This is a genomic window from Campylobacter sp. BCW_4338, from assembly GCF_001763255.1.
In the GTDB taxonomy this organism is placed as follows: Bacteria; Campylobacterota; Campylobacteria; order Campylobacterales; family Campylobacteraceae; genus Campylobacter_D; species Campylobacter_D jejuni.
The window spans coordinates 304185-322322 of the sequence record NZ_MJYJ01000061.1 but is presented as its reverse complement, the minus strand read 5'-3'; the positions used below and the strand labels follow the sequence as shown (position 1 = coordinate 322322).

At 32.3% G+C, this 18138-nt stretch carries 16 protein-coding genes; 11 read left to right on the top strand and 5 right to left on the bottom strand.

The features are described from left to right. Positions 1–7: 7 nt before the first annotated feature. The 8 genes from tyrS to AJN69_RS07840 all read left to right on the top strand — a co-directional run bounded on the left by tyrS (position 8) and on the right by AJN69_RS07840 (position 10331). Positions 8–1213, top strand: coding sequence for a tyrosine--tRNA ligase (tyrS, locus tag AJN69_RS07875; protein WP_053872701.1), 1206 nt, complete (start codon positions 8–10; stop codon positions 1211–1213). Continuing rightward, complete coding sequence (locus tag AJN69_RS07870; RefSeq protein WP_070210332.1) at positions 1210–2301, top strand: nitronate monooxygenase; 1092 nt, start codon at positions 1210–1212, stop codon at positions 2299–2301. The genes tyrS and AJN69_RS07870 overlap by 4 nt, the downstream gene beginning before the upstream one ends. Beyond that, positions 2301–4280 carry an N-acetylmuramoyl-L-alanine amidase gene (locus AJN69_RS07865; protein WP_070281167.1) on the top strand — a complete coding sequence of 660 codons (1980 nt, stop codon included), beginning with the start codon at positions 2301–2303 and terminating at the stop codon, positions 4278–4280. Before AJN69_RS07870 ends, AJN69_RS07865 begins: the two co-directional genes overlap by 1 nt. Beyond that, positions 4277–6118, top strand: a complete 1842-nt coding sequence (gene mnmC / locus AJN69_RS07860; protein ID WP_002861962.1) for a bifunctional tRNA (5-methylaminomethyl-2-thiouridine)(34)-methyltransferase MnmD/FAD-dependent 5-carboxymethylaminomethyl-2-thiouridine(34) oxidoreductase MnmC — start codon at positions 4277–4279, stop codon at positions 6116–6118. Before AJN69_RS07865 ends, mnmC begins: the two co-directional genes overlap by 4 nt. Before the next feature lie 119 nt (positions 6119–6237). Further along, on the top strand, positions 6238–7377 hold the full coding sequence (locus tag AJN69_RS07855) for a hydrogenase small subunit (RefSeq protein WP_052794884.1): 1140 nt from the start codon (positions 6238–6240) through the stop codon (positions 7375–7377). A gap of 2 nt (positions 7378–7379) precedes the next feature. Beyond that, positions 7380–9095 (top strand): nickel-dependent hydrogenase large subunit, encoded by a 1716-nt coding sequence (locus AJN69_RS07850; RefSeq protein WP_070233577.1) that lies wholly within the window; start codon positions 7380–7382, stop codon positions 9093–9095. 10 nt (positions 9096–9105) lie between these two features. Then, complete coding sequence (gene cybH / locus AJN69_RS07845) at positions 9106–9798, top strand: Ni/Fe-hydrogenase, b-type cytochrome subunit (RefSeq protein WP_002855770.1); 693 nt, start codon at positions 9106–9108, stop codon at positions 9796–9798. After that, positions 9795–10331, top strand: coding sequence for a HyaD/HybD family hydrogenase maturation endopeptidase (locus AJN69_RS07840; protein WP_070233576.1), 537 nt, complete (start codon positions 9795–9797; stop codon positions 10329–10331). Before cybH ends, AJN69_RS07840 begins: the two co-directional genes overlap by 4 nt. Here the strand turns inward: AJN69_RS07840 and recR are convergent. Genes recR through AJN69_RS07825 form a run of 3 tightly spaced genes read right to left on the bottom strand, consistent with a single transcriptional unit; the run spans position 10328 to position 12803 of the window. Continuing rightward, a complete protein-coding gene (recR, locus tag AJN69_RS07835; protein WP_070233575.1) occupies positions 10328–10900 on the bottom strand; it encodes a recombination mediator RecR in 573 nt (190 codons plus the stop codon). The genes AJN69_RS07840 and recR overlap by 4 nt on opposite strands. Then, positions 10900–12135, bottom strand: a complete 1236-nt coding sequence (locus AJN69_RS07830) for an ArsS family sensor histidine kinase (RefSeq protein ID WP_002861956.1) — start codon at positions 12133–12135, stop codon at positions 10900–10902. The genes recR and AJN69_RS07830 overlap by 1 nt, the downstream gene beginning before the upstream one ends. Further along, complete coding sequence (locus AJN69_RS07825) at positions 12132–12803, bottom strand: response regulator transcription factor (protein ID WP_002861955.1); 672 nt, start codon at positions 12801–12803, stop codon at positions 12132–12134. The genes AJN69_RS07830 and AJN69_RS07825 overlap by 4 nt, the downstream gene beginning before the upstream one ends. Positions 12804–12957: 154 nt before the next feature. Between AJN69_RS07825 and dnaJ the strand changes: the two genes are divergently transcribed. Further along, positions 12958–14082 (top strand): molecular chaperone DnaJ, encoded by a 1125-nt coding sequence (dnaJ, locus tag AJN69_RS07820; protein WP_070233574.1) that lies wholly within the window; start codon positions 12958–12960, stop codon positions 14080–14082. Positions 14083–14200: 118 nt separating this feature from the next. On the opposite strand, the gene AJN69_RS07815 is transcribed toward dnaJ, so the two are convergent. Together AJN69_RS07815 and AJN69_RS07810 are read right to left on the bottom strand one after the other, a co-directional pair. Beyond that, the gene (locus tag AJN69_RS07815) at positions 14201–15502 is read right to left on the bottom strand and encodes a major outer membrane protein (protein ID WP_070233573.1); all 1302 of its coding nucleotides are present in this window, start codon (positions 15500–15502) and stop codon (positions 14201–14203) included. 251 nt (positions 15503–15753) lie between these two features. After that, positions 15754–16209, bottom strand: a complete 456-nt coding sequence (locus AJN69_RS07810; RefSeq protein ID WP_002861952.1) for a low molecular weight protein-tyrosine-phosphatase — start codon at positions 16207–16209, stop codon at positions 15754–15756. 53 nt (positions 16210–16262) lie between these two features. Between AJN69_RS07810 and AJN69_RS07805 the strand changes: the two genes are divergently transcribed. After that, positions 16263–17447: an MFS transporter gene (locus AJN69_RS07805; RefSeq protein WP_044779037.1), complete on the top strand. Its 1185-nt coding sequence runs from the start codon at positions 16263–16265 to the stop codon at positions 17445–17447. A 17-nt stretch (positions 17448–17464) separates the two neighbouring features. Then, positions 17465–18127, top strand: coding sequence for a DUF4230 domain-containing protein (locus AJN69_RS07800; protein ID WP_002853958.1), 663 nt, complete (start codon positions 17465–17467; stop codon positions 18125–18127). Positions 18128–18138: the final 11 nt, after the last annotated feature.

Sequence of the window (18138 nt, the reverse complement as noted above, 5' to 3'; positions counted from 1 at the left end):
GTTTATTATGGATATAAAAAAAATATTAGCAGAAGTTAAGCGTGGCTGTGCAGAGCTTATTGATGAAGAAAGAATAGAAAAATTAATTAAAAATTATTATGAAAAGGGTGAAAATTTCTTTATAAAGGCAGGATTTGATCCTACAGCACCTGATTTACATTTAGGCCATAGCGTGGTTTTAACAAAAATGGCTTTTTTGCAAAAACATGGAGCTATTGTGCAGTTTTTGATTGGAGATTTTACAGGACAAATTGGTGATCCAAGTGGAAAAAGTGCAACGCGTAAAAAGCTGGATAAAGAGCAAGTTTTAATCAATGCTAAAACTTATGAAACACAGGTTTTTAAGGTTTTGGATAAAGAAAAAACACAGATTAAGTTTAATTCTACTTGGCTTAATGAACTTGGAGCCGCGGGTATAGTAGAGCTTACTTCAACTTTTAGTGTAGCTAGAATGCTTGAGCGTGACGATTTTACCAAGAGATTTAAAGAACAAAGCCCTATTTCGATTTGCGAGTTTTTATATCCTTTGCTTCAAGGATATGATAGCGTGGCTTTAAAAAGCGATATTGAAATGGGCGGAACGGATCAAAAATTTAATCTTTTAATGGGAAGACAGCTTCAAAGAGTTTATAATTTAGGGAAAGAACAAGCTGTGATTATGATGCCTTTACTCGAAGGTTTAGATGGTGTAAACAAAATGAGTAAGAGTTTAAATAATTACATTGGTGTTACAGAAAAAGCTAATGATATGTATGCTAAAATTTTAAGTATTAGCGATGAATTGATGTTTAGATATTATGAACTTTTAAGTCAAAAAAGCCTAGAAGAAATCGCGCAAATAAAAAAAGATATAGAACAAGGCAATTTACATCCTAAAAAAGCTAAAGAAAATTTAGCTTTAGAGATTACGGAGCGTTTTCACTCCAAAGAAGAGGCTAATAATGCTAAATCTGAATTTGATAGAATTCATTCTCAAAATGCTTTACCAAGTGATATGGCTGAGTTTGAAATACAAGGAAAAATTTGGCTTGCTAAGGCTTTGGTTGAATGTGGTTTGGAAAGCTCTACTTCTGCGGCAAGAAGAAGCATCAGTGCTAATGCAGTAAGTGTAAATTCTCAAAAAGTTAGCGACGAGCAAATGCATTTAGAACAAGGAGAATACATCTTACAAATAGGTAAAAGAAAATTTGCAAAATTAAAGGTAAAAGAATGAATTTACAACCCTTACAAATAGGAAAACATACTATAAAATATCCCATTTTTCAAGGGGGAATGGGACTAGGCATAAGCTGGGATAGATTAGCTTCTGCAGTTTCTTTAAATGGTGGACTTGGGATCATTTCTTCTGTGGGAACAGGATATTATGAAGAAAGAAAGTATGCGAGTAAAGAATTAAACGCTAAGCCTTACGGAAGTGAAAATTTTTACTCACGCAAGGGTTTGCAAGCTTTAATTAATAATGCAAGAAAAGTTTGCGGCGATGCACCTTTGGGGTGTAATATCTTATGTGCAAGTAATGATTATGCAAGAATAGCACGCGATGCTTGTGAGGTTGGTTTTAATGTGATTGTTTCTGGCGCTGGACTTCCTACAAATTTGCCTGAATTTACTGTAGATTTTCCTGATGTGGCTTTAGTGCCTATTATTTCATCTGCAAAGGCTTTAAAAATTATTTGCAAAAGATGGCAAAGCCGTTACAACCGCCTACCTGATGCAGTGGTTTTAGAAGGGCCAAAAAGTGGAGGTCATCAAGGTTTTACTTATGAGCAATGCTTAGATCCAAATTATCAGCTAGAAAAATTAATCGCTCCTGTGGTAGAAGAGGCTAAAAATTGGGGATCTTTTCCTGTGATTGCCGCAGGTGGAATTTGGGATAAAAAAGATATAGAAAACGCTATTTCTTTAGGAGCTAGTGGTGTTCAAATGGGAACGCGTTTCATAGGAACTTTTGAATGTGATGCAAGTGAAGAGTTTAAAAGCGTTTTGCTAGCTTCTAAAGAAGAAGATATAGAGCTTATTAAATCTCCTGTGGGCTATCCTGCTCGTGGAGTTAGAACCAATCTTTTAAATTTGGTAGATAAAAAAATGGGTCCAAAGATCAATTGTATAAGCAATTGTGTAGCACCTTGTGGACGCGGAAAAGAGGCGACTAAAGTAGGGTATTGTATAGCAGATAGGCTTTTTGATGCGTGGTCAGGTAAAAAAGAAACGGGGCTTTTCTTTACAGGTGCAAATGGATATCGTTTAGATAAACTTATCAGTGTTAAAGAACTTATGGAAAAATTGGTTAATGGTGAATAATGGCTAAAATTTCTGTATTTTTAGTATTTATTTTCACAACTCTTTTTGGAGCTTATGAAAATGAACTTGCAAATTTCGATAAAAATTTTATCAGTTCTAAAAGTGAAGTGCAAGTAAAATTTCATCATCAGCTAAAAAGCCTTTATATACAAAGTGTTATCAATGAAGATGAAAAAACTAAAATTGAAATCTTAAAAAGATTGATCATCAGTTCAAATACTTTAAATTTAGACGACAAGTCATATGCTAATGAGTTAAAAGAAAGTGGTATAAGTGAAGCAAGTATCAATGCTTTAAGAAAGGCTGTTATTAAAGATATTAAGGTTCAAAATATTTCTCAAGATACTGAAAAGTCAACTTTTAAACCTGTAAAAACAGTTCAAAAAAGTGAAAAAAAATCACCTAATGAACAAATAAAAAATATAGAAAAAATAGATTCTAAAACTTCACAAGAGCCAAAGAGTAGTATCGTTTCTAAAACAAAAAGTGATGATAAAATTTACGTTTTAAGGTCAAGTAAAACAAGCCAAAGTGTAGAGCTTGAATTAAATGCAAATTTAGATAAGAATCAATTAAAAAGTTTTGCTTTAGATGAAAAAGGAAACTATCGTTTTATTAGTGATTTTGATGGGGTTTTAGAAGGAGGTAAAAAAGAGTTTAAATTTGATGACTATCGTTTAGTGATTTCACAATTTAATCCCAAAACCATACGCATAGTGGTTTATGCTAAAGAAAAAATTCCTATTGATATATCTTTTAAAGAAGAAAAAATAATTTTTTCAAAAGAAATTACTAGCCAAAAAAAGACTGAGCAAGTTGGTAAAATTTCAGAGAAAAAGCAAGATCAAAAAACAGAAATTAAAACCAAAGTTTTAGAAATAAAAAAACAAGATAAAAAAACCAATAACGAAAAAGAAGATCAAGGACCTTTATATGTTTTAGATGTGGATAAAATTTCTAACGCTGTGGTGTTAAATTTGAGCGATGATTTGGATGAAAAAGAAATAGCAATATTTGAAACCAAAGATCAAAAATTCCGATATGTTGTAAGTTTTAAAGGTGTGTTAGAAGGTAATAGAAAAAGCTTTACCTTTGGACAAAATACAATTGTCGTTACGCAATATAATCCAAAAATTGTTCGTGTGGTTTTGAGTACTCCTAAAGAATTTAAACTTTTAAAAAAGTTGGATAATAAAAATCTCACTTTAGGTTTTCATGCGCAAACTTCAAGTCAAAGTGTAGATAAAAAAGCAACTCAAAGCTTTAATAAAACCTTAAGTACGAGATACAAATCAGGAAAACTTATAGTTATCGATGCGGGGCATGGTGGAAAAGATAGCGGTGCTCTAAGTGATAAAAAAGGAAGTTTAAAAGAAAAAGATATAGTTTTAAGCGCGGCTTTAAAACTTGGAAATGAACTTAAAAAACGCGGTTATAAAGTGCTTTACACTAGAAGTTCGGATAAATTTATCAATCTTCGCGATAGAACTAAATATGCTAATGATAAAAGAGCGGATTTGTTTATTTCTATACATGCTAATGCAGCACCCAATGCTGTCAAGGCCAAAAGTAGCGAAGGCGTGGAAACTTTCTTTTTAAGTCCTGCAAGAAGCGAAAGAAGTAAAAAAGCAGCAGAAAAAGAAAATCAAGGAGATTTTGAAGAGATTAATTATTTCTCAAAACAAAGTATTTTAAATTTCTTAAATCGTGAAAAAATCGTTGCTTCAAATAAACTAGCCATTGATGTACAAAAAAATATACTCATTCAAACACGCAAAAAGTATAAAATTGTAGACGGCGGTGTAAGAGAAGCACCTTTTTGGGTTTTAGTGGGTGCGCAAATGCCTGCAATTTTGATTGAAATTGGCTATATTACACATCCAAATGAAGGTAAAAGAATCGCCAATAAAGCTTTTCAAGATTTATTGGTTAAGGGTATTGCTGATGGAGTTGAGAGTTATTTTTATAACAACCGATGAAAAAAGCTAAGCTAATTTTTAAGGATAATACTCCTTTTTCTTTGGATTTTGATGATTTTTATTTTAATTCCAAAGATGGCTTAAATGAAAGCAAATTTGTTTATACTCATTCTTTTGAATGGAAAAATCAAGAAAATTTTATTATCGCAGAGAGTGGTTTTGGTATAGGTTTAAATTTTTTTCTTACTTTGAAACGCTTTTTAGAAACCACTCCTTTTAAGCGTCCCAAAAAACTTTTTTATATCAGTATAGAAGCTTTTTATATCGAAAAAGAACAATTAAGAGAAATTTACCAAAAACTAGGATTTTATGAAGAGTTTAAAGAGCTTTTAGAGCAATTTTTAAAATTTTATCCTAAGGCTAAAGAAGGGATTTATCGTTTTTATTTTGAAGATTGTTTTTTAGACCTTGTTTTTGAAGATATTGCTATTTTAAAAGAATTGGATTTTAAAGCTGATATTTGGTATTTAGATGGATTTTCTCCAAATAAAAACTCGCAAATGTTTGATGAAAATTTAATTTTTGAAGTGGCAAGACTTTCTAAAAAAAATACACAAATTTGCACCTTTTCTTCGGCAAGTTTTTTGCAAAAAAATTTAAAAAAATATGGCTTTAGAGTAGAAAAAACCAAAGGTTTTAGAAAAAGAGAAATGATTAAAGCTTATTTGGAAAATGAGCTTGAGTTTAAAGATAAAGAAGCGTATTTTTCAAGAACATTTTCATCTTTAAAAAATAAAAAAGTAGCTATTATTGGTGCGGGTATATCAAGTGCTGTTCTAGCTTATGAGCTTAGTTTAAGGGGTTTTGAAATAGATGTTTTTGAAAAACATTTAGAACTAGGCAAGGGTGCAAGTGGAAATGAAAGTGGAATTTTAAGCTCTTTAATCTTAAAACCTAAGGTAAATTTAGGAGAGTTTTCAGAGCTTTCTTTTATAGAAGCAAGTCGTTTTTATAGACAAATTTTAGATTTAGAATTTAAGGGTGTGGTGGAGTTTGCACATAATGATTTGATGCAAGAAAGATTTGACACACAAAGAGAAAATGTTTTGTTTAAAATTTCAAAAAATCAAGCTTTTTTAGAAGAGGGTGGAGTGATTTTTCCAAAAAATTTGGTTAAAAATCTTTTTGAAAAAAGTAAAGCTTGTATATATTTTAATCATGAATTTCAAGCTTATAAATTTGAAAATGAGTGTTTTACTTTAAAATTTAAAAATGATATTGTTAAAAGTGATTATGCGGTTTTGATTTATGCTATGGGTGCAGATACAAAAGATTTTGTTTTTTATGATGAGATGAAATTAAGCAAAGTAAGAGGTCAAGTTACACATCTAAAACCTTTTTTAGACTCTCCATTTCCTTTATCTTCTAAGGCTTATATTTGTCCTATAAAAGATGATTTGCAAGTGATTGGAGCAAGTTATGATAGACTTGATACAAGTTTAGAATCAAAAGAAGAAGATGATAAACAAAATATAGAAAATATAGCCGAATTTATAGATAAAAATACAAAATTAGAAATCATAGGTTCTAAGGTAGGTTTTAGATCTTATTCGAGTGATCGCTTTATGATAGTTGGAAATGCTTATGATGAAGTGTTTTATAAAGAAGAATATAAAGCTTTATTATGGACAAAAAACAAGGAGCAAAAACCAGCTAAAATGTCTTGTAATTTGTATTTTAATTTTGCTCATGGATCAAGGGGTTTTAGCACAAGTGTTTTAGCGGCAAGGTATTTGTGTGCATTGATAAATAATGAACCCTTGTGTTTAGAAAAAAAATACATCCACGCTATTCACCCTGCAAGATTTTTGATTCGCAAACTCAAAAAAGGCTTATGATTAAACTTTAATTAAGATTGATACTAATATTTGCTTATGAGAGTAAGTTTTTAATTTTATTTTAACTTCCTTTATTTTATTATTATAGAGAATAAATTTCATGTTATAAAGGAAATATAATGATTGATTATCATCAAATAGAGTTGCGTTTATCGGCTCTTGAAAAGCTTCCTTCTTTAAAAGACAATGATAGCATTGCAAAAGCATTAGAAAAGTCAGGTTTTTCTAGAAGGGATTTTATGAAATGGGCAGGTGCTATGACGGCATTTTTGGCTTTACCAGCGAGTTTTACTCCTATGGTAGCAAAAGCTGCTGAGCTTGCTGATAGACTTCCTGTTGTGTGGCTTCATATGGCTGAGTGTACAGGCTGTAGTGAGAGTTTGTTAAGAAGTGATACTCCAACGATTGATAGTTTGATTTTTGATTATATTTCTTTAGAATATCACGAAACAGTGATGGCTGCAGCAGGTTGGCAAGCTGAAGAAAATTTAGAAAGTGCCATTCAAAAACATAAAAATAAATACATTTTAATGGTTGAAGGTGGTATCCCTATGGGTGATACAGAGCATTTTTTAACCATAGGCGCACATGGAAAAACAGGCTATGAACTTTCAAAAATGGCAAGTGAAAATGCTTTGGCTATTTTTGCTATAGGAACCTGTTCTAGCTTTGGAGGAATTCAAGCCGCAAGACCAAATCCTAGTAATGCACAGCCTTTAAGCAAAGTAACAAGCAAAACCGTGATCAATGTTCCCGGCTGTCCTCCAAGTGAAAAAAATATAGTGGGTAATGTGCTTCATTATTTATTATTTGGTGAGTTACCAGCACTTGATGTATATAACAGACCAAAATGGGCTTATGGCTTAAGAATTCATGATCTTTGTGAAAGACGCGGACATTTTGATGCGGGTGAATTTGTGCATGCCTTTGGAGATGAAGGAGCAAAACAAGGTTTTTGTCTTTATAAAGTAGGCTGTAAAGGGCCTTATACTTTCAATAACTGTTCAAGAGAGAGATTTAACCAGCACACTTCTTGGCCTATTCAAGCAGGGCATGGTTGTATAGGTTGTTCTGAGCCCGATTTTTGGGATACTATGGGACCTTTTGAAGAGCCTATGGCTAGTCGTAAATTTGATACTGTTTTTGGTTTGGGCGCGGATAGTGTTTCAGATAAAATCGGCATAGGCGTGCTTACGCTCACAGGTGTTGCTATAGCAGCGCACGCAGTTATATCTTCCATGCAAAAAGATAAGGAATAAAAATGAGTCAAAAAATAATCGTAGATCCTATTACAAGAATTGAAGGGCATTTAAGAGTTGAAGTTGTTGTTGATGATAACAATGTGGTAAAAGAAGCTTATGCTGGCTCTACTTTGTGGCGTGGTATTGAAACCATAGTAAAAGGGCGTGATCCAAGAGATGCGGGTTTTATGACACAAAGAATTTGTGGAGTTTGTACTTTTTCACATTATAAAGCAGGTATAGTTGCTGTTGAAAATGCTTTAGGTATTACTCCGCCTTTAAATGCCCTTTTAACAAGAACTTTAATGAATGCGGCTTTATTCTTACACGATCATATTGTACATTTTTATCAACTTCATGGGCTTGATTGGGCTGATGTGGTAAGTGCTTTAAGTGCTGATGTTAAAAAAGCAAGCGATGAAGCTTTTAAATACACTCCAAATCCTTATGCAACAGGTGCAGATAAACTTCTTGAAGTGCAACAAAGACTTAAAACTTTCGTAGATAAAGGAAATTTAGGACCTTTTGCCAATGCGTACTATGGTCACCCAACTTATCGTTTAAGTCCTGAGCAAAATTTAATCGTTCTTTCTCACTATTTAGAATGTTTAAGAATCCAAAGAATCATTGCTCAATGTATGGCGATTTTTGGAGCTAAAAATCCACATCCACAAAGCTTAACTGTTGGTGGTGTAACTTGCGTTATGGATTTACTTGATCCTGCAAGAATGAGTGAATATATGGTTAAATTCCAAGAAGTACAAGACTTTGTTAATCGTGCGTATTATCCTGATCTTGTGATGGCAGGAAAAGCTTATGCACATGAAGCAAGTGTTTTAAATGATATAGGGGTAAATAATCTTTACACCTTTAAAGAATTCCAACTCGGAAGAGATGAATGGCTTTTTGAAAGTGGTATTATCAAAAATGGAGATTTAAGCAAGGTTTATGAAGTAGAAGAAGATAAGATTACTGAAGAGGCAACTCATTCTTGGTATGCAGACAATGAACCTTTACATCCTTATGATGGCAAAACAAATCCAAATTATACAGGACTTGTAGATGGGGAAAGCGTAGATCATCATGGAAATAATGTTCATTCTAAAGTGTTTGATACTAAGGGTAAATATAGTTGGATTAAAGCTCCACGCTATGAAGGAAACCCTATGCAAGTAGGACCTTTAGCAAATATCGTTGTAAATTATGCCAAAGGTAATCAAAATGTTGTTCCTGTGGTAGATGAGTTCTTAAAAGAAACAGGACTTCCTTTAAATGCTGTATTTAGCACACTTGGAAGAACAGCTGCGCGTTGTATTGAAGCAAAAATCGTTGCAAATAATGCTTTAAAAGCGTTTAATAATTTAGTTGAAAATTTAAAAGTAGATCAGAGTACTTGCGCGCCTTATGTGATCGATAATTCTAAAGAATACAAAGGACGCTATATGGGGCATGTGCCACGCGGAACATTAAGTCATTGGTGTAGAATTAAAAATGGCGTCATTGAAAACTGGCAAGCTGTGGTGCCTTCTACTTGGAATGCAAGTCCAAAAGACGCAAATGGCGTAGGTGGAAGTTATGAGCAATGTTTGATAGGACTTAAAATCGCTGATGTAAAACAACCGCTTGAAATCATTAGAAAAATTCACTCTTATGATCCTTGTATTGCTTGTGCGGTGCATGTAATGGATACTAAGGGCAATAATCTAAGCGAATATAAAGTGAATGTCAATTTATAAGGAGGCTTTCATGCAAAACAAAGAAGAAAAATTGCAAAGAAAAGCTGAATATGAATTTAGCATAGGTTTGCGTTTAACGCACTGGGTAAGAGCTATTGCTATAGTGATTCTTATTGGCACAGGATATTATCTTTCTTATGTGTTTCAAAGTCCTATTAGTAACGGCGAACCCGTAAATTTTATGCAAGCAAAATACCGTTTAGTACATCAAGCGGTGGGTTTTGTTTTAATCGCTTGTATTATTTTTAAAGTATATTTGTTTTTTTGTGACAAGGTGAGTGCAAAAGAACGCAGAAGTGTATGGGATATTTTTAATATCAAATTATGGATAGAACAAGTAAAATTTTACATTTTCTTAGGAAAACATCCGCATTTAAAAGGGGTTTATAATCCTTTGCAATTTGTAACTTATTTTTTCTTTTATCTTGTGATGTTAGGTATCATTCTTACAGGGCTTATTCTTTATACTCATACTTACCATGAGGGCTTAGGTGGGCTTTTATATCATATTTTAAGACCACTTGAAGCTGCAATGGGCGGTTTGGCTGATGTAAGAACTTATCATAGAATTTTGATGTGGGTGATTATGATTTTTGTACCAGTACATATTTACATGGCGATTTTTAACGCAGTAAAAGGTAAAGATGGTGCTATGGATGCTATTATTAGCGGATATAAATTTGTAAAAGAAGAAAAGCATTGAAATTCTTAGTCCTTGGAATAGGCAATATCATGTTTGCAGATGAAGGCTTAGGCGTTCATCTTTGCAAACAACTTGAAAAAAACTACAAATTCACTCATCCTGAATTTACTTTAGATTTTGTTGATGGTGGAACTTTGGCTTTGCAACTTAGCTATATCATCGCTAGGTACGATAGACTTATCGTTTTAGACTGCATAGAAGCACAAGATGCGAGTATAGGAGATGTATTTTTCTTTCCTTATGATGCTATGCCTAATAAAATTAGCTGGAGTGGAAGTGCTCATGAAATAGAAATGCTTCAAACCTTGCAATACATGGAACTTGCAGGAGATTTGCCTAAAACACACATCTTAGCTTGTGTGCCAAAGCGTATTGAAGCGATGAGTTTTAAGCTCTCAGATGAGCTTATACAAGGGGCTAAAATCATGGAAAAAACTTTACTTGATTTTTTAAGCAAGGAAGGTTTTATTTATGAAAAGATTGCGGATTTTTCTTTGCAAGAATTAGCTGATATTTCTTATAAAAATTTCTAAATTTTTGTTCTAAAATTCATAGCTTTATTTAAAGAGATTAAATCCACATTTTCTAAATTTACACCACTTGGAATTCCTTGAGCGATTTTACTAAAAGTTAGGTTTAAGCCTTTAAATTTATCTTCTATAAAAAAGATAGTTGCATCAGAATTAATGCTATGTGTCAATGCAAAAATGAGCTCAGAGATATTTAGCTTAAGTATGATTTGCTTTAGTTTTTCAAGTTTTTCTTCATTTAACTCATCTAAAACAAAATATAGCCCATTGTAACTTTGACTCTCTTCGAGCGTTAGTATATCTTTTGGACTTTCAACTATACATAAAATGTTTTTATTTCTTTCTTCATCACTGCAAATTTCGCAAAGCTCATTTTCACTTAAAGCACCGCATTGCTCACAAGGTTTTATAAAGCGGATAGCATTTTCTATATTGTGTGCGAGTTTCATACCATTGATTTGATTATTTATACAAAGGTGATAAGCAAGCCTTATGGCGGTTTTTTTCCCTATGGTAGGTAAATTTGCAAAACTTTCAACAAGTTCGTTGAATTTTTCTAGGCCTTTTGCCATTATTTTTCTTTATCTCCAAAGAAAATTTTAAAGCAATGCTTTCCATCATCATAAAAATAAATCAAATCAAAATTATGCAGTTTGCATACCTCTGAAACTATATAAAGTCCTAGCCCCATACCTTTGACCTGATTATGTTTTTCTCTTGCGAAAGCTTCAAGATAATGTTCTATAGGCTCTGCTAAAGGCTTGCCTGGATTTTTAATGGTAAAACATTCTTTACAACAAAAAAGCTCACAAGTGCCATTGTTTGAGTATTTTAAGGCATTATCGATAAGATTTTTTAAAATTACAGAGAAAATTTCCATATCAACATTGATTAAAGCATCATCTCTGATATCGACTTTTACAACTTTATTAAAATCATCTCTCATAAGGTGTTCTTTAGCTTCCTCAAGTATAGTGCTAAAACGACTAGGTTTAAAGTGTAAGTTGTAGTTTTTTGAAAATAAATTTTCGATTTTGGCAAATTCATTGATCAAAGAATCCATACGTAAAAATATAGCGATAAGTCTTTCTTTTTGTCTGTCTTCTTTGATCATTTCAGAAATAATTCTCCCTTTTCCTATAGGGGTTTTTAACTCATGCATGATTGTTCTTAGGAAAAGTTGTCTTGATTGGATTAATTCTTGATTTTTTTTAAAAGCTTTTTGAAATTCAAAGGCGATTTTTCCTACTTCATCTTCTTGATAATCTAAAAAATCAGGTTGCTCCCCATTTGCAACTTTAGCAACTTGCCTTCTTAATTTTTTTAAAGGTTCTAAAGATTTTAATACCGAAAAATACATAAAAACAACCAACAAAGAAAAAGAAAAAAATCCTATTAATAAAAGATTATAAACTCTATCGCTAGTATTTTCTTCATATAAGCCATCAAAATCTTTACATTGAACATCAAAATAAAGATTGCTATGATATTTTAAAGAAGAAAGGGTGCAAAATTCTCCATTTGCTTTAAAAAGTGATTGTCCATTATTTCTTATGCTTTTTACAAGATAGGGATTTTGTATAGTATTAAAACCGCTATTTTCAAGATAGGATCCTATTTTAGCACCTGAAGTGTTTTCATAGGAGATGAGTAAATTTTTTATAAGATTTTCTTGTTTTAAACTTTCTTCTTCGTTGTAAGCACTTCCTTCTATTTTCAAAAGAACGATAAAAAGCACACAAACTAAGAAAAAAGTAACAACAAATAAAATAATTAGCTTGGTATAAATAGAATAATTTTTTGTCATCCTATTAGTTTATATCCTATACCTCTAACAGAAAAAATATGTTTTGGGGATTTTGAACTATCTCCTATTTTTACTCTTAATCGACCAATGATAACATCAAGACTTTTAGAATCTTTATCTTTTAGATTTTTACAGCGACTTACAAGCTGTTCTCTTGAAACGCTATATCCGTGCTGTTGGATAAGGTATTCTAAAATTTCAAACTCAGCAGGAGTAAGTGTTAAAACCTTATCTTCATAGGTGATCTCATGCCTTCTCTCATCGATTTTGAAAGCAGAATTAATATTTTCATTATTTGCGTGTTCAACTCTTTTTGTGCGACGAATAAGACTCATAATCCTTGCATACATTTCTTTTGGATCGTAAGGCTTTGGTAGGTAATCATCAGCACCAATTTGAAGCCCTACAACCTTATCGCTTAAGTCGCCTCTAGCTGATGAGATAATAATGGGAATATTGCTTTTTTGTCTGATTTCTCTACAAACTTCAAGACCATCAATTCCTGGTAAAGTTAAATCCAAGATTAGGCAATCATAGCCTTGAACGCCTACATTTAAGGCGCTTTTAGGATTTTCAAAATTTGTGATTTTAATATTAAACTGCGCTAAATACTCAGATAATAATTGCGCAAAATCAGGATCATCTTCTATCATCAACACATTAATCATTTTAGTATCCTTTAAATTTTATCTAAGATTTATAATATTTGCATAATTTTATTTAAAATTTGATAAATTATTGATTTTATTTTTGCTAAAATTAGATTTTTGAATTTTTAAGATTAAAATTCTAGCAAAATTTTAAATTTTTTAAAGGAATAATGTGGAAATAAGTTATTATGAAATTCTTGAAATCACGCAAAGTGCTGATAAAGAAACCATAAAAAAAGCCTATAGAAAAATGGCTTTAAAATACCATCCCGATAGAAATCAAGGCGATAAAGAAGCAGAAGATAAATTCAAGCTTGTTAATGAAGCCTATGAGGTTTTAAGTAATGATGAAAAGCGAGCTATTTATGATAGATATGGAAAAGATGCTTTAAAAGGCGGTGGATTTGGTTCTAGTAGCTCAGGTTTTGGTGGTTTTGAAGATTTAGGAGATATATTTTCTAGTTTTTTTGGAGAAGGCTTTGGCTCATCATCGCGTCGTAGAAAAAGTTCAAATGATGAGAAAATCCCTTCAGATTTTATCGTTAATTTAAAATTAAGTTTTAAAGAAGCGGTTTTTGGTTGTAAGAAAAATATAGACTTTACTTATAAATGCTCTTGTAAAACTTGTAATGGAACAGGGGCTAAAGATGGAAAACTTCAAACTTGTCCAAAGTGTCAAGGTAGGGGACAGGTTGGAATTTCTCAAGGTTTTATTACTTTTGCACAAACTTGTCCTGATTGTCAAGGAAGTGGAGAAAAAGCTAGTGAAAAATGTAGCGATTGTAAAGGTTTAGGTTATAATGAAAGCAAAGATAGTGTCGAGCTTAATATCCCAGAAGGTGTAGATACAGGTATGAAACTTCGTGTCAATGCTAAAGGCAATATCTTAAAAAATGGCACTAGAGGGGATATGTATGTTAAGATCATCGCTGCTGAAGATGATACTTTTATAAGAGATGATGATGATATATATATAGAATTTCCAGTGTTTTTTACTCAAGCTATCTTAGGAGAGAGTATAAAAGTACCTACCATACGCGGTGAAGCAAGTTTAAATTTACCAAAGGGTGCTAAAGATGGGCAAAGATTTGTTCTTGAAAAAGAAGGAGTAAAAGATGTTCATAGTTCTCGCATAGGAAATCAAATCGTTCAAATTTCTATCAAATTCCCAACTTCTTTAAACGATGAACAAAAAGAACTTTTAGAAAAACTAAGTGAAAGTTTTGGTATCAAAGATGGTATGCATCAAGAGCAAAAAGGGCTTTTTGAAAAAATCGCTAATTGGTTTAAGTCCTAATTTTCCTAAAGCTTTTTAGCTTGGGAAAATCTTTTTTTTATATAAATTTAAGTTTTAAAAATCAGGCATAAAAAAAGGCGGGGTAAAATCCCGCCTTAAAGTTAAACTTGAAAACCCCTTAGAATTTGTAAAGAGCTTGAAGTCTTACAGCATCGTGATGAGTGCTTTCAGGATCTGTATTAACATTTACATAAGAGTAGAATGCTGAGAAGTTAAGTTTTGGAGAGTATTTGTAATCTACTCTTGCAACAGCTTCAAGTTTCTTACCACCATTGCCAATTTCCCCTGTTTTTGTTCCACCGTATACAAAGTCAGCACCAACGCGAACTGTTTCATTAAAAGTATATCCAGCAGTTACATAACCAAAGATATTTCTACCAATATCGCCATTTAAATTAGAACCATTAGTATAGAAAATTTCTTCACCTGCAAGCAAAGAGCCAAGATTACCTTGATCTTCAATTGTGGTTAAAGTAACTTTATCTTTTTTACCATAGTATAAACCACCAAGGCTAGCATCCCAACCATTTAATTCAACACTACCTCTTAAAGCGAAGAAATTACCGTTAGCTGCATGATTTGAAAGTGCATTTTTAAGTTTGCTATCCAAGGAATTTCCTAGGTAAGCTCCTTCAAGAGTCCAGTTGATTCCATCAAAGATAGTTGTGCTATAAGCTGCATCTACAGCATATAAGAATGCATTATCACTCATATAAGCTAACCATAATTGAGGATTAAATTGTCCACCTAAGAATTCATAAGAACCTATGGCAGCAGCACCATAAAGATTTTTATCCCAGTTTAAAGCACCGCTTGTATCGCTATCACCTTGAGGATTTCCACGATTAAATTGAACTCCTGTAATTTTATTACCAGGATTTTGAGTGATTATTACAGTAGAGTCTGAAGCTTCGTTGAAACTATCTACTGCAAAAGCAGCTAGAGTTAAACCATCGATGCTGTTGTTTACTACTTTAATACCTGTTCCAACTAAACCATCAACTCCATTATCAGTCCAGATAGTGTTTAGTTGTTGTTTACCAGCGATTACGCTTGTTGCAACATCTTCATTTGTATAAGTTAAATATAATTGGCGAACACTTAAGGTATCACTTGTGTTGCTGATGCTATTTTCACCATAACCACCATCTTTCGAATTATAGTCAAATTGAACAAAAGCTTTGAAGTTATCAGCTATAGCGGCATTAAAGTTAACTTGTGCTCTGTATTTATGATCTTGTTTACCAGAAATACCAGAACCAAAATTATCATTGCTCCATGGATTGCTACTTTCATATCTGTATCTTAATACTCCAGATACATCGATATCTTTGATCGCTTCTTCAAGTGGAGTAGCGTTAGCTGCTGAAAAAGCACCTGCAGCAAGAGCTGCAACTAAACTAAGTTTAACTAGTTTCATGAGAATTCTCCTTGTCAAAAATTAATAAAACATCGTAATTGTAGCACATAAATTTGGAGTTTTTTCTTAAGAAGCACTTAAAATAGTAAAAATTTTAAATCTGAAGGATAAAAACATCTAAAGAAAAGCCTAGCTAAAGGGATTTAAGCTAGGCGTGTAATTTTAAGGAGTTTTTCTTATGAATGTTTTTCGGTTCGTTTAGAAGTATAAGTCTAAAAAGTAAACGAGAAGTAATATATAGTTGTTTTAAATTATTTTGATAAAAAAACAAGTAAATTTTTACAAGCTAGGGATAAAATTTTATAAGTTTCATCAAAATTCCCACTATACCAAGGATCAGGGACTTCATTATAGTTTAGACTAGGACTAAAATCAGTGATTTTTAAAACTTTGTTTTGGGTGTTGGTGAAGTTTTTTAAAACATTTTTGAAGTTAGAATTGTCCATGGTGATTAAAAAATCGCTTTCATCGCAAAGCTTTTGAGTGAGTTTTTTGCTTATGAAATTTTTGTGTTCTATGTTAAGTTGGGCAAGTTTGTTTTTGGTACCATAGTGCATACCTTCTCCATCGTGTTCTCCTGAAGTTCCAGCACTGCTTATAAAAAATTCTTTTTCTAAATTTGCTTTTTTGACAAGATCTTTCATGATAAATTCTGCCATAGGCGAACGGCATATATTGCCTAAGCATATAAAGAGTATTTTTTTCATTTTTATCCTTGAGTTTTAATTAAAAATTATAAAAAATATCATACAATAAATCCATGGAAAATTTCAATAGAACTTTGCTTGTGTGTTGGTTTGGTGTTTTTACCACAAGCATGGGGCTTAGTCAAATCGCTCCGATTTTGCCTTTTTATATCAAAGAACTAGGACATGTTGATACGAGTGAAATAGCGTTTTACTCAGGACTTGCTTTTGGGATCACTCCGCTTTTTATGGCTGTTTTTTCACCTTTATGGGCTTTTTTGGGTGCAAAGTATGGTTATAAAAATATGCTTCTTCGTGCAAGTTTTGGAATGTCGGTTTTAACCTTATGGCTTAGCTTTGCTCATAGTGCTTTAGAAGTGGTTTTTGTGCGGGGTTTAACAGGGATAATTTCAGGTTTTACTTCTGCTGCTGTTGTGTTTATCGCTGTGATAGCGCCTAAAGAAAAAGTGGCTTATGCTTTAGGAACTCTTTCTACGGCTTCTATAAGTGGAAGTTTGCTTGGGCCTTTGTTTGGTGGCTTTGTGGCTGAATTTTTTAGCATTAGTGCGGTTTTTGATGTGGTGGCTTTTTTGATCGCTTGTTCTTTTGTGACGATTTATTTTTTTATCCATGAGAGAAAAATTCAAAAAGAGGCGAAGAAAAATACTCAAAAAGTAAAAGAAAACAAAACCCTTATCATCGTTCTTTTTATCACTACTTTTGTGATACAATTTGGTACTTTTGGAGTGATGCCAATTTTAAGTATCTATGTTGAGCAAATTCATCAAGGTGGAAATTTGGCTCTTTGGGCAGGTATAGTAGTGGCTGCAAGTGGGATTAGTAATCTTTTTTTTGCACCAAAACTTGGAAAAATCGCTGATAAGATAGGGCCTAGTAAGATTATTTTGATAGCTTTGATATTTTGTGGAATTTGCTTTTACTTGCAGGCTGTAGCAAGTAATGTTTATATGCTTATTTTCGTGCGTTTACTTATAGGTGTAGGACTTGGAGGGCTTTTGCCTTGTGTGAATGCCTTGCTTAAAAAAAGCGTGAGTGCTAAAAATTTAAGTGTGATTTTTGGTTTTAATCAAACTTGTCAATTTTTGGGAAATTTTTGCGGTGCTTTTGGTGGAGGGCTTATGGCTTCTCATTTTAGCGTGGAATTTGTTTTTACTTTTGTGTGTTTGATTTTTATCATTAATGCTTTTATTTTCTTAGCGTTTGAGAAAAAATATATCTTTTCAAATCAAGGTTTATAAATTTAGAAAGGTTTAAAATGGAAATGATTTTATTTGTTTTAGTGATGATTTTACTTGTACTTTTGTTTGTAGTGCTTTTTAGGCAGTATAAAAGCCCTAAAATAGAAGAAAAAAGCACGCAAAGTTTTAGCGATATCATGCAGCTTAAATCCATAGGAGAATTAAGTGTTTTTCAAGTTTTTAGTAAAGAGATTGTCACTAAAAAAGATAGCGCTTTTAATGGAATTTGGAAAAATCTTTTAGGATGGTCTTTGAGTGAAAGACAGATTGCTTTGATTTTTGAATTTGAGATCACTTTCTTGTATGATTTAAGGGATAAAAACTTTGATATTTTGCCTTTAGGGGACGATGCTTATAAGATCATCATGCCAGAGTGTAGATATAAACACAGCATCATAGATATGAAATTTTATGATGAAAAAAATGCTAAATTTTTACCTTTTTTACTACCTGATTCTATCAATAGTACGGGGATTAGTTTTAGCGAAAGTGATAAAAACAAACTCATAAAAGAAGCCAAAGATGAGGTTAAAGACTTGTCTTTAAATCTTATCCAAAATTTAGAAAGCAAAATTCATAAAAGCGCTAAGGATACTTTAGAAGCTATTGCTAAAGGTTTTGGGGCTAAGAGAGTGGAATTTGAATTTAAAGATAACACACAAAAGTTAGATGTAAACTAGCTTTTTTTCTT